21 protein-coding genes and 1 pseudogene are annotated in these 23453 nt (G+C 66.3%); 8 read left to right on the forward strand and 14 right to left on the reverse strand.

Annotated features, from left to right (window positions below):
* Positions 1-190, reverse strand: a 190-nt coding sequence (locus FOY91_RS06085) for a helix-turn-helix domain-containing protein (RefSeq protein ID WP_203234508.1), incomplete at its 3' end; no start/stop codon positions are given.
* Between the two features lie 172 nt (positions 191-362).
* On the opposite strand from FOY91_RS06085, the gene FOY91_RS06090 reads away from it, so the two are divergent.
* The 3 genes from FOY91_RS06090 to FOY91_RS06100 all read left to right on the forward strand — a co-directional run bounded on the left by FOY91_RS06090 (position 363) and on the right by FOY91_RS06100 (position 5279).
* Positions 363-1388: a hypothetical protein gene (locus tag FOY91_RS06090; protein ID WP_145149164.1), complete on the forward strand. Its 1026-nt coding sequence runs from the start codon at positions 363-365 to the stop codon at positions 1386-1388.
* 4 nt (positions 1389-1392) lie between these two features.
* Positions 1393-2760, forward strand: a complete 1368-nt coding sequence (locus tag FOY91_RS06095; RefSeq protein ID WP_145149166.1) for a chloride channel protein — start codon at positions 1393-1395, stop codon at positions 2758-2760.
* A gap of 425 nt (positions 2761-3185) precedes the next feature.
* Positions 3186-5279 carry a TonB-dependent receptor gene (locus FOY91_RS06100; RefSeq protein WP_238995273.1) on the forward strand — a complete coding sequence of 698 codons (2094 nt, stop codon included), beginning with the start codon at positions 3186-3188 and terminating at the stop codon, positions 5277-5279.
* 131 nt (positions 5280-5410) lie between these two features.
* Here the strand turns inward: FOY91_RS06100 and FOY91_RS06105 are convergent, their stop codons facing one another.
* From FOY91_RS06105 to FOY91_RS06135, 7 genes and pseudogenes are all read right to left on the reverse strand, one after another.
* Positions 5411-6676, reverse strand: a complete 1266-nt coding sequence (locus FOY91_RS06105) for a cation:proton antiporter (RefSeq protein WP_238995274.1) — start codon at positions 6674-6676, stop codon at positions 5411-5413.
* Between the two features lie 2 nt (positions 6677-6678).
* Positions 6679-7656, reverse strand: coding sequence for a mechanosensitive ion channel family protein (locus FOY91_RS06110; protein ID WP_203234509.1), 978 nt, complete (start codon positions 7654-7656; stop codon positions 6679-6681).
* A 12-nt stretch (positions 7657-7668) separates the two neighbouring features.
* Entirely contained in the window at positions 7669-9075 is a 1407-nt protein-coding gene (locus FOY91_RS06115; protein ID WP_145149170.1) for a DUF2254 domain-containing protein, read from the reverse strand.
* Positions 9076-9449: 374 nt separating this feature from the next.
* Positions 9450-9687 (reverse strand): annotated as a pseudogene (locus FOY91_RS06120) (transposase); the annotation flags it as partial.
* Between the two features lie 138 nt (positions 9688-9825).
* Positions 9826-10989: a glutathionylspermidine synthase family protein gene (locus FOY91_RS06125; RefSeq protein WP_145149172.1), complete on the reverse strand. Its 1164-nt coding sequence runs from the start codon at positions 10987-10989 to the stop codon at positions 9826-9828.
* A 4-nt stretch (positions 10990-10993) separates the two neighbouring features.
* Entirely contained in the window at positions 10994-11722 is a 729-nt protein-coding gene (locus FOY91_RS06130) for a PspA/IM30 family protein (protein ID WP_145149174.1), read from the reverse strand.
* A gap of 40 nt (positions 11723-11762) precedes the next feature.
* Positions 11763-12200, reverse strand: a complete 438-nt coding sequence (locus FOY91_RS06135) for a YjfI family protein (RefSeq protein WP_145149176.1) — start codon at positions 12198-12200, stop codon at positions 11763-11765.
* 128 nt (positions 12201-12328) lie between these two features.
* Here FOY91_RS06135 and FOY91_RS06140 point away from each other — a divergent pair, with 128 nt between their 5' ends.
* Genes FOY91_RS06140 through FOY91_RS06150 form a run of 3 tightly spaced genes read left to right on the forward strand, consistent with a single transcriptional unit; the run spans position 12329 to position 13959 of the window.
* Positions 12329-12967 (forward strand): DUF2491 family protein, encoded by a 639-nt coding sequence (locus FOY91_RS06140; protein ID WP_145149178.1) that lies wholly within the window; start codon positions 12329-12331, stop codon positions 12965-12967.
* A gap of 9 nt (positions 12968-12976) precedes the next feature.
* On the forward strand, positions 12977-13390 hold the full coding sequence (locus FOY91_RS06145; RefSeq protein ID WP_145149179.1) for a DUF350 domain-containing protein: 414 nt from the start codon (positions 12977-12979) through the stop codon (positions 13388-13390).
* Between the two features lie 11 nt (positions 13391-13401).
* Positions 13402-13959 (forward strand): DUF1190 domain-containing protein, encoded by a 558-nt coding sequence (locus tag FOY91_RS06150; protein WP_145149181.1) that lies wholly within the window; start codon positions 13402-13404, stop codon positions 13957-13959.
* 247 nt (positions 13960-14206) lie between these two features.
* On the opposite strand, the gene FOY91_RS06155 is transcribed toward FOY91_RS06150, so the two are convergent.
* From FOY91_RS06155 to FOY91_RS06170, 4 genes are all read right to left on the reverse strand, one after another.
* A complete protein-coding gene (locus FOY91_RS06155) occupies positions 14207-15598 on the reverse strand; it encodes an alpha/beta hydrolase domain-containing protein (protein ID WP_145149183.1) in 1392 nt (463 codons plus the stop codon).
* Positions 15599-15652: 54 nt separating this feature from the next.
* A complete protein-coding gene (locus tag FOY91_RS06160; RefSeq protein WP_145149185.1) occupies positions 15653-15835 on the reverse strand; it encodes a hypothetical protein in 183 nt (60 codons plus the stop codon).
* 14 nt (positions 15836-15849) lie between these two features.
* Entirely contained in the window at positions 15850-16479 is a 630-nt protein-coding gene (locus tag FOY91_RS06165) for a DUF938 domain-containing protein (RefSeq protein WP_145149249.1), read from the reverse strand.
* A 250-nt stretch (positions 16480-16729) separates the two neighbouring features.
* A complete protein-coding gene (locus FOY91_RS06170) occupies positions 16730-18358 on the reverse strand; it encodes an alpha-D-glucose phosphate-specific phosphoglucomutase (protein ID WP_145149188.1) in 1629 nt (542 codons plus the stop codon).
* Positions 18359-18688: 330 nt separating this feature from the next.
* Here FOY91_RS06170 and FOY91_RS06175 point away from each other — a divergent pair, with 330 nt between their 5' ends.
* On the forward strand, positions 18689-19687 hold the full coding sequence (locus FOY91_RS06175; protein WP_145149190.1) for a hypothetical protein: 999 nt from the start codon (positions 18689-18691) through the stop codon (positions 19685-19687).
* Here FOY91_RS06175 and FOY91_RS22785 read toward each other — a convergent pair.
* A complete protein-coding gene (locus tag FOY91_RS22785; RefSeq protein ID WP_420822861.1) occupies positions 19653-20006 on the reverse strand; it encodes a LysR family transcriptional regulator in 354 nt (117 codons plus the stop codon). The two genes, FOY91_RS06175 and FOY91_RS22785, sit on opposite strands and share 35 nt — an antisense overlap.
* Positions 20007-20378: 372 nt before the next feature.
* On the opposite strand from FOY91_RS22785, the gene FOY91_RS06185 reads away from it, so the two are divergent.
* Positions 20379-21821, forward strand: a complete 1443-nt coding sequence (locus tag FOY91_RS06185; RefSeq protein ID WP_145149191.1) for a DUF389 domain-containing protein — start codon at positions 20379-20381, stop codon at positions 21819-21821.
* 46 nt (positions 21822-21867) lie between these two features.
* On the opposite strand, the gene FOY91_RS06190 is transcribed toward FOY91_RS06185, so the two are convergent.
* Positions 21868-23436 carry a phospholipase D-like domain-containing protein gene (locus FOY91_RS06190; RefSeq protein WP_145149193.1) on the reverse strand — a complete coding sequence of 523 codons (1569 nt, stop codon included), beginning with the start codon at positions 23434-23436 and terminating at the stop codon, positions 21868-21870.
* Positions 23437-23453 lie beyond the last annotated feature (17 nt).

Consider the following 23453-nt stretch of genomic DNA (forward strand, 5'->3'; position numbering starts at 1 on the left):
TCCTGGCCGCACGGCGGTCGCCACCCTGCGGTTTGGCAGCCGGCGTGCCGTTCCGAACGACCAACTGCCGCCAGCGGATCGCACTCGCCGCGCTCACCCCGAACCGCGCTGCCGCGGCCCGGCACGATATCCCGGCATCAACCGCGGCGACCACCCGCTCTCGAAGGTCCTGTGACAGCACTCGTGGCATCCATGCCGGCCTCCTCGACCCGGCACAACGCCTGAATCAGAAAACCGCGCTCGTGTGAATCCTCAACGATTCAGAAGGCGCGGAAACCGCTCTAGCCTCGATCATCGGATCGGGATTTCTCATCTGCGGACCGCTACTGGCGCGGGAGTTCGGCAGTGCGGCCATTCTCGCCATGGCGGTGCTGCTGGCTATCGCCTACGCGGCCGGTTGGGTAATCCGCTTCAACATAATTCATGTCGAGGCACACCTTGCCGAAGTATCGTTCAACGACCCAATCGCTTGGACGGCCCGCATCACGCAAGGGGTGCTGGCGCTCGCCTACGCCGTATCCGTCGCCTACTATTTGAAGCTGTTGGCAGAGTTCGTTCTCAAGCCGGTCGCTGTGGATCCAGCATGGCAGCCGCTCGGCGCCAACATCATCGTGACGATCATCATTGCATTGATGACCCTGCTTGCGCTTGGCGGGAGTCTGCGTCGGGTCGAGCATCTCGCGCACGGCACCGTCTCGATCAAGATCGGGATTATTGCCGGTTTGCTCGTGGCGCTTGGCATCGCCTGGGTATCCAGCGGTATTGTCGAGCCGCTACCCCCGGTTCGCCTGTCTTGGGCGAGCATACCCATGCTGCTCGGTCTCATCATCACAGTGCAGGGCTTCGAGACATCGCGATACCTTGGGCATGACTATCCAGCCGACCTGCGGATCAGGACGATGCGGCATGCGCAGTGGATCGCATCCGCGATTTATCTCGCCTTCATCGCGCTGCTCACCCCTTTCCTGTCGCGAGCCGCCATGACGGAGGGTGTTGCCGGCATCCTCGACATTATGGCGCTGATCGCCCCGGCACTCAGCATCTTCGTCCTCGCAGGCGCTGTATCCAGCCAATTGAGCGCGGCGGTTGCGGATTCCATCGGTTCGGGTGGGCTGGTCAACGAGGTGTCGCGACGCAAAGTAAGCGTACCGGTTGCCTTCACCTTGTCGGGCGCGCTTGCGATCTTGGTGGTCTGGTTGACCGATCCGTTCGAGGTGGTCGCACTGTCATCGCGCGCCTTTGCCCTGTTCTACGCGATGCAGTGCGTCCTCGCGATCGCGGTGTCGGCCAAACGTGGGACAGGAACGATGGCGCAGCGGATCGGCTTTGCAGGGGTTGGACTGATCTGCCTTGTCGCTGTCTTTGTCGGCGCTCCGGCCGAAGGCTAAGACGATGGCGCGGATTACCCAGGCGCGCGCTCGCGTCCTACTGCGGCGACACGGGCCGACCGCACCTATCTGGCGTCGCCGTGTGGCGATCCTTGGTGGAGCGATAACGATCGGGATCGTCGCGCTCTGCTTTGCCGCAGCGGCAGACCGCGCAGGCGAAGCATTTGCGACGCTAGCGACGAGGTGGTGGTGGGCGCCCCTGCTGCTGACGCCGATCGGCTACGCAGGCATTGCATGGATCACGGCCCGACTGGCTCCTGCCGCGCGAGGATCGGGCATTCCGCAAGTCATGGCGGCAACGCGTGATCCGGATCATGCGATGACGGGTCTAATTTCAGCCAAGACGGTGATTGTGAAGCTCGCGCTTACCGTCGCTACGCTGTCGGTCGGGGCGTCAACAGGGCGTGAGGGACCGACAGTGCAGGTCGCCGCCTCCATCATGGGCTATGCCCATCGCCTTATGGCGATTCCTCTTCGTGCCTCCGTCTTCATCGCAGGCGGGGCCGCAGGGGTCGCAGCCGCTTTCAACACTCCGCTTGCGGGCGTCGCGTTTGCCATTGAGGAGCTGGCAGCCGCCTACGAGCAACGCATGACCCTGCTGGTGATGACCGCAGTACTGATCGCGGGCATGGTGAGCTTGGGCCTGTCGGGCGACTATGTATATTTCGGCGTCATGCGCCAGACACTGAATGTGCGCGAGACGCTGGTTGCGGCCCCCGTGGCCGGCATCCTTGGCGGCCTTGCAGGGGCGCTTTTCTCCCGTTCAGTGATCGCAACCGGGCGGTCCCAATTGGCGCTGGTAGCGTGGTTGCGAGCGCGACCTGCCTTGTTCGCCGGAGGTCTGGGTGCCGTGGTCGCGATCATCGGTGTCGGTAGCGGGTTAACCTGGGGCACCGGCTATGGTGCGGCCCGCGGCATAATCACCGGCGGAGACGTGCCGCACTGGTATGGTGCAGCGAAGTTCGTCACAACGCTCGCGACCGCAGTGTCAGGTATGCCGGGCGGCATCTTTGCTCCATCGCTGTCAGTTGGGGCTGGCATCGGCGACATGCTTCTCAGCATCTTTCCAACCTATCCGCCCGGAGCGATCGTGCTGCTCGGGATGGTCGCCTACTTTACCGGCGTCGTTCGAGCGCCGCTGACCGCAGTCATCATCATCTCGGAGACGACTGCGAGTCGGGGACTGATGATGCCACTGGTCGCCTCGGCGCTGATCGCCGACTTCGTTGCTCAGGCCGTATCGAAGGAACGGCTGTACCATGTCCTCTCGCAAGGGTTCCTGAGCAGCAAACCAATACCTGTGAGCATCAACGTTAATCAGCCTATTGTGTCGACAGGCGTCGAAACAGAACCCCCGCCGAAATGCGACTAAGGCGTTGTAGCTGACGACAGAATAATAACTCTCCGGGGGGGGGCGATCGGCACCGATCGGGATCCCCCTTAAACACCATAATATCGAACGTTTTCTGTGACTTTTCTAAAAAATGACGGGGTCCAGTTTCGACGCCTATTCACAACGACGGATTTATCGCTGGCTGTTCGACCTGCTGCACAAGTGGGATTTGCCCGCTCTCACGATGAACTGCCCTGTGTGGGACACTCTCCTGTGGGCGCTGTCTATCCTCGGGCTGGCGACGTCGGCCAGAGGGATATGGACCGCATGGAGAAGACTGAAGGAGCCAGCGTCCCGCCCGGCAAGGCCGTGACGGTCGTGCTGTCCGCCATGATCGGGTTTTCGTGGAAGAAAATGCCGACCCATAATAAGTAGCGGGATAAACCAGATGATTGGGGAAGCAGATGAGAACGCTGGTTGATCAGGGACGGCGGGTGCGTACCGGCAAGCTGATACTGCAGGCCGGGCTGGTGACCGGCACTATGATCGTCGCGACGAACCCCGTTCACGCACAGATCGCGGGGTCAGAGACTACGTCGTCGGATCGGGACATCATCGTCTATGGTCGCGCTCTGGCACAGATCGGCATCGCCACGTCCGGATCGCAGGGTGTGGTCGGCTACAAGGACTTCGAGGACAAGCCGCTCAGCCGGGTAGGCGAGCTGGTCGAGAACGTGCCCGGCGTGATCGCCACGCAGCATTCGGGCACCGGCAAGGCCAACCAGTATTTCCTGCGCGGCTTCAACCTCGATCATGGCACCGATTTCGCGGGCTTCGTCGATGGCGCGCCAGTGAACTTCCGCACACACGGCCATGGGCAGGGCTATCTCGATCTCAATTTCCTCATCCCCGAACTGGTCGAGCGGATCGACTATCGCAAGGGGCCGTATTTCGCCGACGTCGGGGACTTTTCGGCGGCCGGGACGGTGAAGTTCACCACCGTCGATCGGCTGGCACGGCCGATGGTCGAGGTAACGGGCGGCAGCTACGGCTATTACCGGGCGCTGGCCGCCGGCAGCAGCACGCTGGCCGGGGGTGACCTGCTCGTCGCACTCGACGGCACCCGCTCGAACGGCCCGTGGGATCTGAACGAGGATCTCAGGAAGGTGAACGGCCTCGTCAAATATTCACGGGGCACGGTCGATCACGGCTGGAACCTCGGCCTGACGGGCTACCATGCGACGTGGAACGCGACCGATCAGGTGCCCGAGCGCGCGATCGCAAGCGGGCTGATCGGCCGCTTCGGCAATATCGATCCGGCGCTGGGTGGGCGCACCATCCGGATCGGGCTGACCGGCAACGCGCATCTCGGGGCGACCGACATCAACCTGTACGGCCTCTATTACCGCTTCCTGCTGACATCGAACTTCACCTATTTCCTGAATGACCCGGTGAATGGCGACGAGTTCCAGCAGCGCGACCAGCGCGGCCAGTTCGGTGGATCGATCCGCCACAGCATTCCCGTCACGATCGGCGCGATGCCGGTCGCCTTCACCGTGGGCGGGGAGGGGCGGTGGGATCATATCGGCAAGATCGGGCTCTACAATTCGATCGCCGGCCGCACGAGCGGCACCGTGCGGCAGGACAAGGTCGATGAGTATAGCGGCGCGGTCTACGCCGAGGGTACGGCATCGTTGACCGACCGGATACGGCTGACACTGGGGCTGCGCGGCGACCTCTACGGCTATGACGTGCGGGCGCAGACGATCGCGGCGAACAGCGGCAAGGGATCGGATGGTATCCTGAGCCCAAAGGCGGCGCTCGCGTGGCGCGCGACCGATCATCTGGAACTGTACGCCAACTATGGCAAGGCGTTCCACTCCAACGACGTGCGCGGGGCGAGCATCCGCGTCGACCCGGTGACGGGCGATCCGGTCGATCGCGTGCCGGTACTGGTGAAGGCGCGCGGTTACGAAGTTGGCGCGCGCGCCGAATTCCGCCGCTTCACCGTATCGCTGGTAGGCTATCATCTGAGCCTCGGCTCCGAACTCGTTTTCGTCGGTGACGGCGGCACGACCGAACCGAACGACGCCACCCGCCGCTACGGCGCGGAGGCGACCCTGTTCTGGCGCCCGACCGAATGGCTGACGCTCGACGCGTCCGGCGCCGTCACCCATGCACGCTTCCACGATGTGGCGCCGGGCAAGACCCGGATCCCCAACTCGGTGGACGAGGTGGTCTCGGCCGGCGCCGCGCTCGATCTGGGCCACGGCGTCACCGGCTCGCTGCGCGTTCGCCATTTTGGCGCGGCACCGTTGATCGAGGACGGCAGCGTGCGCTCGAACCCCACCACGCTCGTCAATCTTGGCACCTACTATACGGCCGGGCGGGTCAAGATCGGTGTGGACGTGCTGAATCTGTTCGACGCGCGCGACGCCGACATCACCTACTTCTACGCGTCGCGATTGCAGGGCGAGCCGGCCGGGGGCGTGGAGGATCGACATATCCACCCGGTCGAGCCGCGCCAGTTGAGGGTTTCGATGCGCTACAGCCTCTGAGGGCGATCTCCGTGACCGGTTGACCCAGCCTGGCAACAGATTGGTGGCCGAGGACGGTCCATACGGCGTGCTCTACGAATGAACGTCCAAACGTGAGGAGAGCAGAAAGTCTGTGAACGCCCAGAATTGAGTTATGTTGATCGAGACTTGGGGTCATCGCGCCTTGCCCGGTCAAGAACGCGCTCGATGGTGCCGCCTTGGATGATGACCGAGAACAGCACGACGATGTAGGTGGCCGCGAGCGCGATCGATCGTGCCGGCCCATCCGGTAGCCCGAGCGCCAAAGCAACCGAGATGCCGCCGCGGAGACCGCCCCAGATCAGCGTCAGCGGCGCCAGACGGCCGAGCGACAGGATCGGCCGCAGCACCGCCAGCGGCGCGACGACGGCGATGCCGCGGGCAAGCAGCACCAGCGGGATTGCAGCGAGCCCAAGCGCGACCAGCCGGGGGTCCCATGGGATCGTCACCACCTCCAGGCCGATCAGCAGAAACAGCACGGCGTTGAGGATGTCGTCGATCAGCGCCCAGAATTTGAGCAGATAGTCGCGCGTCATGTCGCTCATCGCGTCCGCCACGCCCTTGTTGCCGATCAGCAGGCCGGCGACGGCCATTGCGACAGGGCCGCTGATGTGAAGCTGCGAGGCCAACGCGTAGCCGCCCATCACGACGGCCAGCGAGATCATCACCTCGACATTGTACTCGTCGATCGAGCGCATTGCCCGGTAGCCGATCCAGCCCGCCGCCAATCCGAGAAGCACTCCGCCACCCGCCTCCTGGAGGAAGAGAACCGCGCCGTGGCCGAGCGACAGCGGCTCGGTGCCGAGGGCGGCTTCGAGCAGGATTGCGAAGACGACCACGCCGACACCGTCGTTGAACAGGCTCTCGCCCGCCACCGTCGCCTTCAGAGTAGGCGATACCTCCGCCCGGCTGAGGATGCCCATGACTGCGACGGGATCGGTGGGGCTGATCAGCGCGCCGAAGACGAGGCACCAGATCAACGGCACGGCGAGGCCGAGCCAGCCGGCAATGAGGTGGAAACCTCCGCCGATGATCGTGGTCGAGAGCACCACGCCGACCGTGCTGAGGACGACGATCGGCCAGCGCCCGCGTCGCATGTCGTCCCACTTCACATGCAGTGCACCCGCGAACAGCAGGAACGACAGCATGCCGTCCATCAGCGTCGTGTGGAAGTCGATGCCGGCGATGAAGCCGACGACCTGCTCGCCGACCTGGCTGCCGGGCAGCAGCTGATCGATCCCGACGACCAGCAGCGAGGCGACCGCGCCCATGATCGTGAGCCCGATCGACGAGGGCAGCTTCAGCACGCGGTGGTTGAAGTAGCCGAGCACCGCGGCGAGCACGATCAGGATCGCCGCGGCATCGAAGGGCGTCAGCACAGTCAGCGCTGTTCGTCGTTGCGGACGATCGTCAGCGCATTGATGTGGCGCGGCTCGGGCACGTCGTCGCCTGCCGGCCAGCCCTCGCGCTGATGGCGCCGGTCGCCGTCACTCGCCTCGGTCTGGTCGTGGAACAGCACCTGGGTGGTCGGGAACGGCAGGTCGATACCCGCCGCGACCAGCGCCTCTGCGACCGCCTGCAGCACCTGGCTGCGAACCTCGACGACGCCGGAGCGCTTGGGTCGCGTCCACCAGCGTACCCGCAGGTTCTTGGACGAGCCGGCCAGATCCCAGAGCAGCACGTCGGGCGCGGGATCGCTCAGCACCCCCTCGACGCCTCGCACCGCTTTCAGCGCGATGGCCTTGGCGGTCGTCACATCGTCGCCGTAGCCGATGCCGACATCATAATGGCTGCGCAGCAAATCGTAGGCGGTGATGACGGTGACCGTCTCGGTGTAGATCACGCTGTTCGGTACGATGATCCGCTGGCCGTCATAGGTGCGGATATAGGTGGCCCGCGTCTCGATCGACTCCACCGTGCCGGTGAAGCCGCCCCCGGTCGTGATCTCGTCGCCGGCGCGGAACGGGTGACGGATGAGGAGCAGGATGCCGGCGAGCAGGTTCTGGAAGATGTCCTTGAAGGCGAAACCGATCGCGACACCGCCGATGCCGAGCGCCGAGAACAGCTTGGCCGGCGTCACCGACGGAAAGGCCACCGTCGCCGCGACCAGCGCGCCGAGCAGCATCAGGCCGATATAGGCGAGGCGCCCGAAGGCCATGCCGGCGCTCGGAAACTCCGATCGCTTGGCCGCGAACGTCTCGACGCCGCGGCGGACGGCCGAGGCCAGGCCCCAGAAGATCAGAAAAACGATGAGTCCTGCGAGCAGCAGCGGGAGCATGGCGAGGAAGCCGTTGACCATGCCGTTGACGGTCGCCCAGATCTCGGACGGGTGGATGGCCTGGGCGGAGGGTGTGCTCATGAATACTGTTCCTCAGGCCGTGCCGGCAAGCCAGGCGGTGCCGTCGCGCAGGCGACGCTTGTAGTCGGGCTGGTCGAGCGCGGTACGTAGATCGGCCGCACGGGTTCGAACCCGCGTCAGGTTGAAGCCCTTCAGCGCCTCGGCCGCCAGATCCTCCAGCCTGTCGGCATAGGATCGGATCGTCGCGAGGCGATCGGGCTCGTCACAGTCGAGCGACACCTCGCCGAGCGCGTTCAGGTAGCGCAGGCTTGCCACCATGTCGGCCGCGCAATATTGGGCGAGCGCGCCGAACGAGCGGTCCATCAGCGACGCGAACGTCACCGGATGGGCGATGACGCGCAGCGCCCCGTCATCGTCGACCCGCAAGTGCGACGGGAGCGAACGGCCGGCGAGGTCGGAAAGCGCGGCGCTCAGCCAGTCGAGGCAGGTGACGGCGGTGAACGGGTCGTTGACGCCGGGCGACAGCGCGCGGGCTGCGATTTCGACCAGCTCGTCGACGAGGAAGCGCAGATCCTGCAACGCCGAACGCCGCGAGCCGATCGAAAACACGTCGCGCAGATCATCGACGCACGCATGGTCGCACTTTTCGGGCGGCCATGCCTCGATTAACGCACGTCCCACATGGACGAAGTCGCCGGGCTGGTACTGGAGGCGGAGGATCAGGTCGTGCTTGCCCGCCAGCTTCAGCACCGCCTCGTCATCGAGGAACTGGATATAGCCTGTCTCCTTCGCGGCGACGATCCGGCGCTGCTCGCCGACGCCGATGCTGGCATCGTCGCGGAATGTGGCCGGAATGCTCGCGACGGTGTCGGCATGGTCGTCCGGCGAGCTGCCGATGAAGCGGGGAAAGCGGTCGTCGATCCCACGGAGCAGGCGGTCGCCGACGTCCTCGATCACGCTGTTAATGTGAATCTTCGAGGGCACATGGTGGATGAAGTAAATCAGCACCGCGATCGAGCAGAGCGCGAGCAGCACACCCACCAGCAGCGCCAGGTTGGGGACGAAGCCGTAGCCGCCGGACTCCTCGGCCGAGTGGATCGTGCGCAGCACCAGCAGGCAGTAGAGGAACGTCGCGATGAAGGTGCCGAGCGTCACCTGGTTGCCACGGTCGCGCATGAAGTTGGTGAGCAGCCGCGGGCCATACTGTCCGGAGGCATACACCACCGCAGCGATCGTCACCGAGAAGACGGTGCCTGCTACGGTGATCATCGACCCGCCGACGGATGACAGCACCTGCCGGGCGCCATCCGGTCGCGAAGCATAGAGCCAGGCATAATCGTCCATCCAGGACGAACCGACCATCGTGTCGAGCGCGACCATGCCGCCCGCCAGCAGGACGGCTGCGATGGCCATGACGGTGGGAACGAACCAGTAGCTGGAGCCGAGATAATCGGCGAGGCGGCGAAAGCCGGCGTTCATGGGGGAAGGGCTTTCCATCAGGGAGACGCTATCTGCCCATGTTCGGAGACGCCGTCGAGCTTTGGTATGTGCCCGGCACTTCGCTTCTGCCCGTCACGCGAGACGACGGCAAAGCGCCTGCTGCAGATCGGCCTCCACGGACCGGATCGGGCTTCCGATCTCGTTATCGGGATTGCGCCTCATGGTCCTTTCAATGTCCTGCATGGAGGCTTCGACCCGCCTGGCCGTCCCTTGGCGTCCAGCTTCTGGTTTGTGGATAGGCGTCGAAACGGGACCCCCCTTAAACACTACAATATCGAACGTTTTCAGTGGCTCTTTGGACAAATGACGGGGTCCCGCTTCGACGCCTATCCAATCCATGGGACCGGCAGCAGCTCAATCATGACCGTATTCGGCTCGGCGTCTGCCGTAGCCAGCCCCTCCATCATGCGGGCAAACACGCCTCGCTCACCTCCACTGATTGTACAGCGTCTTATGCGGGCCATAGGCGCTGGGCGCATCGCGCCAGCGCAGCCCATTGCGGTTGACGAACACGATGCCGCTCAGCACCCGCTGGTCATCCACACGAGGCTTGCCGTGACTCTTGGGAAAGAACGGCAGCAGACGCGCCATTTGCTCATCCGTCAGCCATTACAGTTCGCTCATCCACGGTCCCTGAATCAGATCGCGACGCTCAAATCAATGGGTCCTGACCCCAGACTTCACGGCAGTCGGCTGGTCGCACATTGCGCCGGACGATCGCACCACGCATCAGGGCTCGATATAATGAGGCACGAAGCGCGCGAGATTGCGCGTCACTACGGCGCTGTCTTCCCGCACGCCGATACCCACCGCTTCGCCATCGACGATCCAGGCGCCGATCACCGGATATCCGCCGCCGAACTCCGGCGGCTCATGGAGCGCCTGACGGACATGGCCTTCTTCGCCATAGCCCTGATCCAGCAGAGCATCGACGCGACCATCGCGGACGATCGCCACATTGGCTCCCTCGCGGGAGAAAAGCGGTTTGCGCACATAGGTATCGCCCAGTGCCTCCGCTGCCGGATCACCTTCGAAATAGGCGGGCAGGAGATTCGGGTGATCGGGGTGTCGTTCCCACAGCAGGGGAAGCAGTCCCTTGTTCGACAGGATGGCCTTCCACGCCGGTTCGATCCACCGCACGCCCGCGTCTTTCAGGTTCGGCGCGTAAGCCTCGCGCAGCATGAATTCCCAGGGATATAACTTGAAGGCAGCCTGGATCTCGTAGCCGTCGTCATCGACGAAGCGACCGGCGGCGTTCAGGCCGATGTCCTTCATCTCGACGAACTTCGGCTCGATGCCCGCCTGCACGGCAAGATCCTCGAAGAAGCGCACGGTCTGGCGATCCTCGATCGTGCTCGCATCGCCGGCGAAGTGGACGAAGCCGCCTGTCGGGAACAGTGTCCGGAAGCGGTCGCGCAACGTCTCGAACAGGTTGTTGAACTGGTCCGCCCCGGCGGGGAGGCCGCCGGTCGCGATCATCTCCTCGAGCCAGATCCACTGGAACGTCGCGCACTCGAAGACGGACGTCGGCGTGTCCGCATTATATTCGTAGAGCTTCGCCGGCCCTTCACCGTCATAGGCCAGGTCGAACCGGCCGTAGAGCGATGGCTGGCGGGTGCGCCAAGAATCCGCGACGAAGGCGTGATGCGCGGTCGGGATCGCCAGTCGGGTCATCAGCGCCTCGCTGGCGACGACCTCGTCGACGAGGTCGAGGCACATCGCATGCAACTGCGTGGCGACCAGTTCGATATCTTCCTCGATCTCGCGCAGGGTGAAGGCGTATGCGGCGCTTTCGTCCCAGTAAGGCGCGCCGGCGGTGTCGTGATAAACGAAGCCGATCGCCTCCGCCTTCGCACGCCAGTCGGGCCGGGGCGGGAGGGTGATGCGCCGCATCGCGTCAGCCGTCGCTCGTCTTCGAGTCGTTGCGTTGCTCGATCTGGAGCGTCGGCTTGGGCGCGCTCAGCCGCGCCAGCACGTCGTCGGCGGACGAGTGGCCCGGCGTGATCCCGGCGAGGCGGAGCTGTTCGTCGAGATCGGCGCCGGTGCGGCGATCCTCGAGTTCGCCGGCGGCGCGGATCTTCTCGCCACGGATCAGCTGGCGTTCGCGGATGCGCGCAAGGCTCTGCGCGGCCGATCCGATCGAGCTGCCGGCGCCGCTGGAGGCAACGGTCGCCTGCGCCTTCTGCACCGACTCGTTGACCTTCACGACATCCACCTCACGACGAAGCTGCTCGATCTTGCGGTCGGTGCCGGCGATGGCGGCATGGATCTGGTCCTCGGCCTGCCGCATGTCGTCCACCTGCGGCGCCTTCAGCGCGATGTCCTGCTCCAGATCGGCGATCCGCTGCGCGACCTGGCGGGCGAGGTCCATGTTGCCCTTGTCCACCGCGAGCCGTGCCGACGTCTCGTACTTGGCCACCTGCGCGCGGAAGCTGTCGACCTCGGTTTCGAGGATGCGGCGGCGGGCGACGAGACCGGCGAGGTCGTCGCGCGCCTTGCCCTGCGCCTTGTCGGCATCGCGGATCTCCTGATCGAGGATACGCAGCGCATTGGCATCGACCACGGCGGCGGACGCATCATGCGCGCCGGCGCGGCCCAAGGTGAACAGCTTGCTCCAGATCGACATCGTCTCTCTTCCGAATAAGGGGGCGAACAGGGGGAGGGCGTCAGGCGGCGGGAGCGAAGTTGTCGCGCAGGTCGGTCGCGGCCTCGATGGCGTTCTCGGCCAGCACCTGCAGCTCGATCACGATCGTGTCGAGCGAGGTGGTCGTCGCCAGCTCGCCGAACAGTTCGTAGAAATCGCGGTCACCGACGGCAGCGATGCCGAAATTCGACAGCGGCACCAGCTTCTGCGCCTTCAGCAGGAATTCGTTGAAGGCCGCGCGGTCGGGCTGCTCGTCGCAGGGCCACAGCAGCACCGATGCGGCGATCTGCGCCTCGCTGACGTTCACGAACGCTTCGAGGTCGCCATGACGGTGCATCGTGACGAGCAGGACGGGATCGGACCCCTCCACGATCCGCACCGTGAACTCGCCGGACTTCACCGCCGCGCAACCATCGAGCGCGGTCTTCAGGCTCCGGACGGTCCATGCGATATCGGTCATGCTGCTCGTTCCTCCCATCGACACGCTCTTCATATAGGGTTCGCGCAGCGGATACACCCGCTGCCTGCGACGGGGCGTTGTGCGGCCCGTCGATTGGCCTATGTTCGGGCGGTCTATCGAGGATGTCTATGTTCGACCGTCTGTTCGGCCGCAAGCGGTCGCTTGAGGGCAGCGCGCTGCCCATCGTCCGCAACGTCACCCTCGGGCGCTCGATCGTGCTCGATCCGCTGGCGTGGCGGCGCTTCGGTGACGCGCTGCGTTTCCCGTTCGATCGCGACACGTTGCAGATCGTGGCGCAGGGGCAGGTGACGCTGAACGACGGCGGCTTCGTCCACCGTTTCTACACCGACGACGACGTGATGTTTCAGGCCGTCTCCAACGATGCGGCCGGACAGGACGTGACCGACGTGACGCTGTTCGCGCCGTGGGACAGCCAGTATCCGACCATGCCGTTCGACCGGCCGGCGTGGCTGCAACGCCTCACCGCCCGCACCTTCACCGCCGAGGGGCTGCCCGAATATCGCCGCTTCTGGTTCGGCGACGAGGCGGTGAAGCAGGAGCCGGTGACGTTCTGGGAGGATCTGCACGACGATCGCGACGGCATCGTCGACCGCCGCATCTTCCAGACGTCGATGCTCTTCGCACGTGATCTCGACGGCGACGGGCGCGAGCTGCTGCTGGCGATCGATCAGGAGAACGAGGCCGGCGAGGTGTCGTTCGAGATCATGCTCGGCGTGGCGCTCGAACTCGGCGAATTCCGGGCATAAGGGGGCGACATGATCGACACATATGGTTTTCAGACGGGGCTGACCGCCTTCATCGTCGCGTTTCTGGTCGCGGGCCTTTTCGCGATCGTCTTCAAGGTCCTGTACCAGTGGGCGACGCCCTATCACGAGCGCACGCTGATCCGCGAAGGCAATGTCGCCGCCGCGATCACGCTCGGCGCCGCCCTGCTCGGCTACATTCTGGTGCTCGCCTCGGCGCTGTCGCATACCGCCAGCCTCGTCGAGTTCGCGGTGTGGGCGCTGATCGCGGGCGTCATCCAGATCGTCGCCTTCACGATCGTGCGGCGGATCGTGATGCCCGATTTCGCCGACCGCATCGTGCGCGGCGAACTGGCGGCGGCGGTGTACATGGGCAGCATCTCGATCGGCGTGGGCGTACTCAACGCCGCCTGCCTGACGGCCTGAGGAGAGCGACGATGAAGCGATCCCGGTCGATCGTCCTGACGACGCTGATGGCCGGCACCGGCGTGTCGCTGACCGCCTGCGACGGCGACGGCGGCAAGCCCGTCGATGCGGTGAGCTATACCAGCGTGGCGGAATGTCGCGCCGCCGGCACCATCCCGGCCGCCGAGTGTGAAACGGCCTACGCGCAGGCGCAGAAAGCGAACGAGGCCAACGCGCCGAAGTTCGAGGATCGCCAGACCTGCGAGGAGCAATATGGCGTCTCGCAATGCGTGCCGCGCAACAACGGCAGTTTCTTCACCCCGCTGCTGACCGGCTTCATCGTCGGGCAGGCGCTGAGCAACTTCGGCGGCGGCTATCGTGGCGCGCCGATGTATCGCGATCGCTTCGGCGACTATTATGGCGGTGCCGGCGGCCGTATCAACCGTGACTATCTGACCGGCCGCACGCGGATCGGTTCGGACGCCTTCAACCCCGCCGCCCGGGCACCGACGCGCGTACAATCCCGCAGCGCCGTGATCTCGCGCGGCGGTTTCGGCGGCGGTTTCGGCAGCCGGGGGTTTGGCGGCTGACAGCCGGTCGAGCTTTGCCAGGCAGCGGCACCGGCCGATAAGGATCAGGCGAGCGTCGCTTGGAGCCGGGTGACCCTGGGCGGCCAATGTGCCGGAGCAGGCCGGAGGGCCGGGCATCGCGGACGCGGTTCGGCCAAGGCCGGCAAGACAGCGACCGAAAGCGAGAGGCCCCATCAGGCTCGCAGACCGGGTCGGCCGAGGGGAGGGGCTGCGGCCCGGCCCGATGCGGAGCCGGGCCAGTCGCGCCTCACGGCAGGGTCTTGGCATATTCCGCTGCCTTCGCCCGTGCTTCGTCCGCGTCTTCCTTCAGATACCAGCCATCCCGCACCAACTGGTCGAGACGCCTGTCGACCTTCGTCAGATATGTTTGCGGGGTCGGGTAGAGCTGCTTGAGCCGTTCCGGCGTGAAGGGGATCATGTAGGCCGCGCCGAAATCGATCCCGGCCGGATTGATGCTGGTCTTCTTTCCCGTATCGCAAAGGGCGTAGGTCGCGACCGGCACGTCGAGGGTCGTCGTGCGGACGCCGCCCCTGGGGTTGCCGAACTCGTCCCGCAGCACTGGCCCGGTGGCGCTGGCCACCTCCAGGCGGGCGGCGCGGGGGGCGGGCCTTTCCTCGTCGACCCACCGGATGAGCTTGTCGAGCGCATTGTTGGCGGGATAGGCGCCGGGAAAATCGGTCCGGGCCTTGGGGCCGTCGCAATTCAGCGTCAGGCCGGGCCGCATGGTGCCGCGCATGTCCAGGCCGTGCGGCATGGCGGCGACTTCATAGAGGCGGAACTTGTCCCGTGGGGCGTCGCTGTCCGGCCGGCGGTAGCGGCGACCGTCCTGCGGATATCCCTCGGGCTCCGATGTGGCGACCATGATCGTCGGGACCTCGACGGGGGGCTGGGTGAAGTTGGCCAGCGGCTCGCCCCCTTCGCGGGCGACCACCGGCGGCCAGTCGCCGACGCATGCCGGGAAATAGCCGTCATAGACCGAGCGGCCGGCGGCCGTGCGGTAACGCGGGTGCGCGTCACGCATGTAGAGCCGCACGAACATGCCCTGTTCCGAACAGCCGGCGAGGATGACGTGGCGAACCCTGAACCCCTCGAACGGCCCTTTGGCCGGATTGGACCGCAGCAACTGGCCCGCCTGAGCCGCGATCTCCTGAACGTGACCGAAGACGAGCTGCCCCGGGGTGGGGTTGGGCACGTTCAGCGCGGCATAGCGCGCCGGATCGGACGGCTTGACCAGCGTGTTGACCGACAGGTTGGAGCCGATCTCCACATAGGCGTGGCCGTGCGCCATCAGATACGCGTTTTCCGACCACATCGACCGGTGTCCGCTCGATCGGATGGACTCTGCGATGACGACGCCGCTGAATTTCTTCGGATCGGCAGGGCGACGGACGAGCAGGCGCGTGGTGTAGGGGAGGCCCGAACCGATCTTTCCGGAAATGAAGAACTCCTCCTGAACATAGCCCTTTGCCGCCATGTCGGCGACGCCGGGATCGTTCGAGCCGAAGGGCTGTGCGGTGCCGGCCACCGGGGCCACGGCGGGGACGGGGGTCACGTCCGCCCGGGCGGGGCCGGGAACCGGCGCGCAGAGGGAAAGCGCGGAGGCCACGTTCGCAGCGGTGCGTCGGATACTCGTGTCCATAATCTTGCTTCCTTGTCGAATGGGCGGTCGGGTCCGGCGATATCTGGCGTCGAGTCAGCGCGACCCGAAATTATAGCGTAGCGAGGCGCCGATCTGCCGCTGCAGGGTCTGCCCGAACGTGCTGTATCCGGGCGCGCCGAAATCCGCGGTGGTGGGCAGCACCGTGTTCTGGCTCAGGAGAATGCGCCTGTCGAAGATGTTCTTGGCGAAGATGCCCGCGCCGCCGCGAACGGCCACCGTTGCCTTTGAAACTACTGGCGGCACAATATGACCGACAGGTTGTTGGCCGGCATCTCGACGACGCTGTCGAGCACGAAGCCGTCGGCTGCTGCGACGACCTCGTCGAGGTCACGCAAGCCCCAGCGTGGATCGCGCGCCCTGAGCGACCCGTCGAACGCCTCGTTCGAGGGGGCGGTGGGATGGCCCGCGCGGCGATAGGGCCCGTAGAGAAGCAGGGGCGCGCCCGGTTTCAACAGTCGGGCGGCGCCGGAGAAGAGCCCCAAAGTCGCCTCCCACGGGCTGATATGGACCATGTTTATGCACAGCACGGCAACCGCCTCGGCGATCGGCCAGTCAGGTGCCGTCCCGTCCAGATCGAGCGCTGGACGTACGTTGGCAAGGCCTTCGCACCAGACAGCGATCGAGGCGCGGGCGGCGGGCTGCGGATCGCTCGGCTGCCAGGCGAGCGCGCGGAACCGCTGCGCGAAATAGGCGCAATGTTCGCCCGAGCCGCTGGCGACCTCCAGCACGGTGCCGCTCGAAGGCAACATGGTCGCGAGCACGTCGGCGATCGCGTCGCGGTTTCGCAGCGTAGCGGGCGCATGGCGGCGCGCGGTGTCCCCCGGCGCCTCCGCTGCAATCCACGGCGTGGGGTCAGCCATGGGGTGGGCAGGCGTCGCGGACGCGTCGGCGGGCATGAGGGACGGCCATGAGCAGGGAGTGCCACGATCATGGGGGTCAGGACAGCGAAATGCACCCCGCACGCGGTTTGGCGCATGTGCAGGCGTTTTCTGATTACCCGCCAGAGGGCAAACCCCACGAGGCGCCGTCGCATGGATGGGAACGGGTGGCGGTGGTCGGGAAGGCATATTCGATCGGCGAGCATCACAAACCGGAAGGGCGCCCACCCGTTCAGGTGATGACGGTCGGCGCCGTGCGGCCGGTGTGGCGGGGAATGCCGGCGAGGTGGTCTGCAGCGGCGATCAGGTCGGCCAGTGCGGCCGGGGTCTCGGCATCCAGAACCCCGTCCGGCCCCTCATAGCGTTCGAGATAGACACGCAGGGTCGCACCGCTGGTGCCCGTGCCGGACAGACGGAACACGATCCGTGCGCCGCCTTCGAACTGGAGCCGTAGCCCCTGGCCGCGACTGAGCGAGCCATCGACCGGGTCCAGATATTCGAATTCGTCCGCCCCGGCGACGGTGAGGCTGCCGGTCGTGCGGCCGGGGAGGGCCGGCAGAGCGGCACGCAATTCGCTCACCAGTTGTTCCGCCGCTGCGGTTTCCAGCCCCTCATAGTCATGCCGCGCATAGTAATTGCGGCCGAACCGCGCCCAGTGCCCCGCCATGATCGCGGCCACGCTCTCGCCCCGCACCGCCAGGATGTTGAGCCAGAGCAGCACCGCCCACAGACCGTCCTTTTCGCGAACATGGTCCGATCCGGTACCGGCGCTCTCCTCGCCACAGATCGTCGCCATGCCGGCATCCAGCAGGTTGCCGAAGAACTTCCAGCCGGTCGGCGTCTCGTGCAACGGCAGGCCGAGCGCGTGCGCCACCCGATCGGCGGCGCCGCTGGTCGGCATCGAGCGGGCGATGCCCTTGAGGCCACCCGCATAGCCGGGGGCAAGGTGAGCATTGGCGGCGAGGGCGGCCAGTGAGTCCGACGGCGTCACGAAGATGTTGCGGCCGAGGATCAGGTTGCGGTCGCCATCCCCATCCGAGGCGGCGCCGAAATCGGGCGCATCGCTGCCGAACATCCGGTCGAACAGCGCGTGCGCATGAACCATGTTCGGATCGGGGTGATGGCCGCCGAAATCCGGCAGCGGGGTGCCGTTCGTCACCGTGCCGGCGGGCGCCCCGAGGCGGCGCTCGAGGATGTCGTGCGCATAGGGGCCGGTGACGGCATGCATCGCGTCGAAGCTGAGGCGGAAGCCGCCAGCGATCAGTTTGCGGATCGCGTCGAAATCGAACAGACGCTCCATCAGTTCGGCATAATCGGCGACGGGGTCGATCACCTCGACGACCATCCCCGCCACCTGCGTTTCGCCGAGGCGGTCGAGATCGACGTCCAGGATGTCCACCGTCAGGTAACGGTCGATCACCATCGAGCGGGCGTGGATGGCGTCGGTGATCCTCTCCGGCGCCGGACCGCCGTTGCCGATATTGTACTTGATGCCGAAATCCTCGTTCGGCCCGCCGGGATTGTGGCTGGCGGAGAGGATGAGGCCCCCGAACGCCGCATATGTGCGGATGATGTTGCTGGCCGCCGGGGTCGACAGAATGCCGCCGAGACCGACCAGCACCCGGCCGAAGCCGTTGGCGGCCGCCATCCGGATCACCGTCTGGATCACGTCCCGATTGAGAAACCGGCCGTCTCCCCCGACCACCAGCGTCTGCCCGGCGAAATCATCGAGCACGTCGAACACCGACTGCACGAAATTCTCGGCATAACGGGCTTGCTGGAACACCCGCACCTTCTTGCGCAAACCGGAGGTGCCGGGTTTCTGGTCGATATACGGGGTCGTGGCGATCGTCAGGGTCATCAGGCCACATTGCCAGACCGGGAACACAGGTAAAGCCGCTAAAAGGCGCAGCGAAGCGTTTGGCTGCCGATACGAGCGCGGAAGAGATTCCGGGGTCGCGGCAGGACGCGAACGAACGGCACGCTGCCTCACCGCGGATGCTCGTGGACCAAGCCGAAGGGCGATGACGACCGGATCGTCATCGATCGGCGCGGGATCGATCGCTCCATGGTTATCCTCTACCCACTTCCCGGTATAGGCATCCACGCACCCGCCAATAATGGCATGCCCCGTCGTTCGGCGATGATCGGGGCGCGCCCGGTTCCAGGATCTTGAGACATGCGTATGGCGATGAGTCGGACAGCCGGAGCCGGCATTCTGTTCTGTCTGGCGATCGGCCTCGCCGGATGCGGCAGGACGAAGCAGGCCGATCCGCGCGACGCCGGCAAGGCGCAGGCGGAAGCGAAACGGCAGAAGGCCGCCTGCGCGTCATCCGCGGGCTATGGCCGGCTGAAGGACATCCTCTTCGATCGGGCGATCGGCGAACGCGGCGGTAATCGTGCCGCGCTCGACACCCTGGCCGACTATTCCGTGGTGCGGATGGAGAATCCCGTGGTCGAGGGCTGGGATCCGTCACTGGACATCACGCGGTGTGCGGGCCGGTTCGTCCTGATGGTGCCGCCGGGCGCCGAGCGTGGACTGGGCGGCGAACGCCGGCTCGAGGCGGACGTCGGCTATACGGCGCAGGCCTCCGCCGATGGTAACGGCTTCGTCTATCGCCTGCAGGGTGCCGAGGAAATCGTGGCAAGAATCGCCGGGTTCAATCTGGTCAGCGGGGCCTACCGGCCACCGGCGGCAATCGACGAGGGACAGGCCGATCCAGACGCGACGGAACCCGACATGCTTCCGCAGGCGGATGCGCCTTCCCTGCGACCCCCGGAACGATCGCCGTCACCGGCGTACGGGCAGGACCGTGCCCTGACCGACCGGCAGACTGCCGGCGAACCGGCGCCGGGCATCGTCGCCTCAAGGCCGGGAGAGGGCGAGGCGACGGTGCGCGCCTTCTATGGCGCGCTCGCGGTCGGCAACGGCAGGGCGGCCGCGGCCCGGATCATGCCCGGGAAGCGATCGAGCCCGGCATTCTCCCCGGAGGCGATGTCGCGCTTCTACGGCGGGCTGGTCGAGCCGATCCGGCTCATGGAGGTCGTACCGCTCGATCGGGGAGCCTACCGCGTACGCTACCGCTATTCGGCAGGACGTTCGCGCTGCGACGGCAGCGCCGTCGTGACGCTCGTGCGCCAGGGCGGGCGGACCTTCATTCGCTCGATCGACGCGTCGGATGGTTGTTGAAGCAGCCGGCCCCGCTGCCGGGCCGCTCGCCGATCGCGGCGAAGGGAGCGCCGATGCCGCCCGGCAATTCCTCGCCGGCGGCGGTGAGCGTGACGCTTCGGTTGGTGCGATTGAGCAGGCGCACACCGAGCCGGCCCTCCAGCCCCTTGAGCGAGTGGCTGAGGGCGGAGGCGCTGACCCCCAGTTCCAGCCCGGCCCGCCGGAAGCTGCGATGCCTGGCGATGGCCAGAAAGTAGCTGAAGTCGGCGAGGTCCGTTCGGCTTGGCGGCATGGCCAAATGGTGCCGGGTCCGGGCTCGATTGGCAACGTCGAACGGCACTCAACGATCCTGCTGCCTGTCGGCAGCTTGCGCGACGCATCGGCTGCCATCGCCCGGCGCATGGTCGGATGTCCGGATGTCGCCCGGATCATCGACGCCCCCCTCCGATCGGGCCGTTCGACGCTGGCATCATCCTCAGGTGGGTCGCCTGTCGTGCCGCGGTCGTTCGTGCGCCGTCCGTCCGAACCGTCGTCCTGTCCGAAAAAAACGATCATAGGCCGCCGCTCGATATTGCCGATGTGCGCGGCCCCCGTCATCGCCGGTGCGTGAAAAACTGTATCATGGTCTGACGAAGACCTTCGCCCTGACGGAGACGACCCGATTCCCCTGCCATCCGCAAACCTCTTCGCATTGCCCCGGTCGTGGTTGGCCATGGCGACCCACGGTGTCGATCATGACGGCGTTCTCCGGCAGATCGCCGAGGAGTCGGGCTGGTCCGGGCGCTATGTCTTCCTGATCGTCATCTCGGCGGCGATCTCGCTGTTCGGGCTGCTCATGCCGTCCGTCGCGGTGTTGATCGGCGCCATGCTGCTGTCGCCGCTGATGATGCCGATCATCGGCCTCGGCTTCGGTATCGCCACCCTCGACTTCCACGAGATCCGCCGTGCGGCGACGGCGCTGGTGCTGGGGGCGACCATCGCCGTCGCGCTGTCGGTCGGGTTGATCCTGCTGTCGCCGGTGCAGACGATCACCAGCGAGATCGCCGGGCGGACCCAGCCGACCCTGTTCGACCTGCTCGTCGCGCTGCTCTCGGCGATCGCCGGCGGCTATGCGCTGATCCGCGGGCGCGGCGGCACGGTGGTCGGCGTGGCGATCGCGATCGCGCTGATGCCGCCGCTGGTGGTGGTCGGCTTCGGCATCGCGACGTGGAACTGGGTCGTCTTCTCGGGCGCGCTGCTGCTGTTCCTGACCAACGCGATCACCATCGCGCTGACGGCGGCGCTCGTCGCGCGCTTCTACGGCTTCGGCAGCCATCTCTCGCCGCGTCACACCGGCTGGCAGGTCGTCCTGTTCGCGGTCGCGATCGGACTGCTGTCGATCCCGCTCGGTGCGGGCCTGCGCAGGATCACTTTCGAGGCCGTCGCCCAGCGACAGGTTCGCGACGCGCTGGGTGACGACTTTCCGGCCGGGGCGCGGCTGAGCCAGGTCGATATCGACCACAGCGCCGATCCGGTGCGCGTCCGCGCGGTGATGCTGACGCCGCGGATCGAGCCGGGCGTGGACCGCAAGCTGGCGGCGGACCTTCGCCTGCGGCTTGCCCGACCCGTCGACGTGCATGTCGATCAGGTGCGTATCTCGCCCGAAGGGGGTGCCGTCGAGGCGGCGCAGATCGCGCGTGCGGGCAACCGCGATAATCTGCGCGCGGTGCAGGCGCGCGATCAGGCGGTTTCGGATGTCGCGCTGATCGCCGGCGTGCCCGTCGCTTCGGTAACGGTCGATGCATCCGCCCGGTCGATCCGTGCCGATGCGGCGCCGCTCGCCGGTCTGGGGATCGCCGGCTATCGCGATCTTGAACGGCGGGCCGGCGCTGCCGCCGCCGACTGGCGGGTGGTGCTGGTGCCGCCAAGCGGTGCGGCGCTGCCGGATATCTCGATCAGGTCGGGCGTGATCGACGACGCGGCACTCGACGGGGCGGCCTGGGGGTCCGCCCGGCAGGGCCGCACGCTCGACGTCGAGGGCGGTCTGCTGCGGCAACGCGAGGCGGTGGCCGAGGGCATCACGGCCCGTGGTGGCCGGGCCGCTGCCGGCCGCGCGGGCGGGCGCCTCCGGCTCGACTGGAGCGCGCCGCGCGATCCCGGTTCGGACGCGCCATAGCCCCCATGAAGCAACAGCCGCAGCGGCCTCGCCCCCGCAGCCCGGCTTATCGTTCCGTTCTGCGATATCTGGCCAGCGCGACAGCACCCGCCGCGACGCCTGCAATCCCGAGGGCCATCAGGGAGACGCTGGTCGCCGAAATGCTCCCGTCTGGCCGATGCAGGTGCGGCCGCAGGCTGCCGAGCAGGGGCTTGCGCGCCGACAGGCCCTCGAACATCTCGCCCGGGCCTTCGGGATCGAGGATCTTGTTGTCCGCCAGCCACGCGCGCACCGCATCGAGTTCCGGCACCTCATAGGGGCGCAACGACCGTCCATCGCTCTGAAACCGCTCGATGGTCGCGATGATCGAGCCGGTTTCGGCGATCGCCGCCTCGATTTTCTCGGGGGTGGTGTCGAGATGCTCTGCCAGCAGAGAGTTGCGGATGCCGGCGATCGTCGTTCGCTCGTCGGCGTTGCGCTCACGCGAGGCATCGATGACGACGTCGCATTCGGTATCGAGGCGCAGGGAGCGGTTGTTGAAATTGGACGACCCGACCCGAAGCACCTCGTCGTCGATCACCGTCACCTTGGCATGGACGTAGATCGGCGCGCCGCCGGCGGTGAACGGGTGATAGAGGCGCAGGCGCCCGTGCGGATCCTGTTCCTTGAGCGCCTCGACCAGCCGGGCGCGGGCCGAGTCCATCGCGATCGGTTCCAGCCAGCCCTCCGCGGTGGTGGGGTGGACGATCACGAACTCCGGGCCGTCGGGTTCGGCCAGCCGCTTGCCGATCGCTTCCGCCACCCGCCGGGAGGCGAAATACTGGCTTTCGGCGTAGAAATGACGCTTCGTCCGCGCGACGAGATCGACATAGAGTGCCTCGATCTCGTGCCGCGGTTCCTGGTTGGCCATCTCGGGCACGGTCAGGGCGATGCCGACGTCGACATCGGTGAAGTCCGGCTCCACGCCATCCGGCCAGCATTCCGCGCCCGCCGTCACGGCTTCCATCGGGATGCCGCCCGATACGCCCCAGCGCCGCCGGCACATCTCGCCGAGGGATTTCGCGACGGGGCCTTCCAGCATCGTCGTCGCATCGTGCCAGGGGCCGTAGAGCGTTCCGTCCGGCTCCCGCCGGCGCGGGTTCTCGTCCAGATGGTCGCGCGTGTCCCAGCGATCGACCGTCATGTCGATACCGCCGCAGAAAGCGACGTCGTCATCGATGACGACGACCTTCTGGTGATGCGAGCCGGCCGGCGGATGATGCCCGTCCAGTCGCAGGTGGATCTGGGGATCCCGCATCCACCGTACCAGCCGCAGCAGCGTCTGCCCGTGGAACAGCGTCTTGATCGCGCCGGTATCCCACCGCAGGATGTGGACCTGAAGGCCGGGCGTGCGCCTGACGAGCCAGCTGAAGAAGCCGCCGACCCGCTCGGGCCCGCCGTCGTCGACATCGCCGCCGAAGCGGATACGCGCGTCGAAATCCCATCCGACGAGGACGATCTGCTTTTTCGCCTTCATCATCGCCGCGCGCGCGGCCTTGAAATAATCGTCGGCATCGATGATCACGGCCACGCGCGACGCACGTTCGACCCGCCAGCAATTCTGACCCGGTTTCAGCAGAGTTCCATTGTCGTCCATCCCGCCTCCTTCGCAGG

It is taken from the genome of Alterirhizorhabdus solaris (genome assembly GCF_007785815.1).
Taxonomy (GTDB): Bacteria; Pseudomonadota; Alphaproteobacteria; order Sphingomonadales; family Sphingomonadaceae; genus Alterirhizorhabdus; species Alterirhizorhabdus solaris.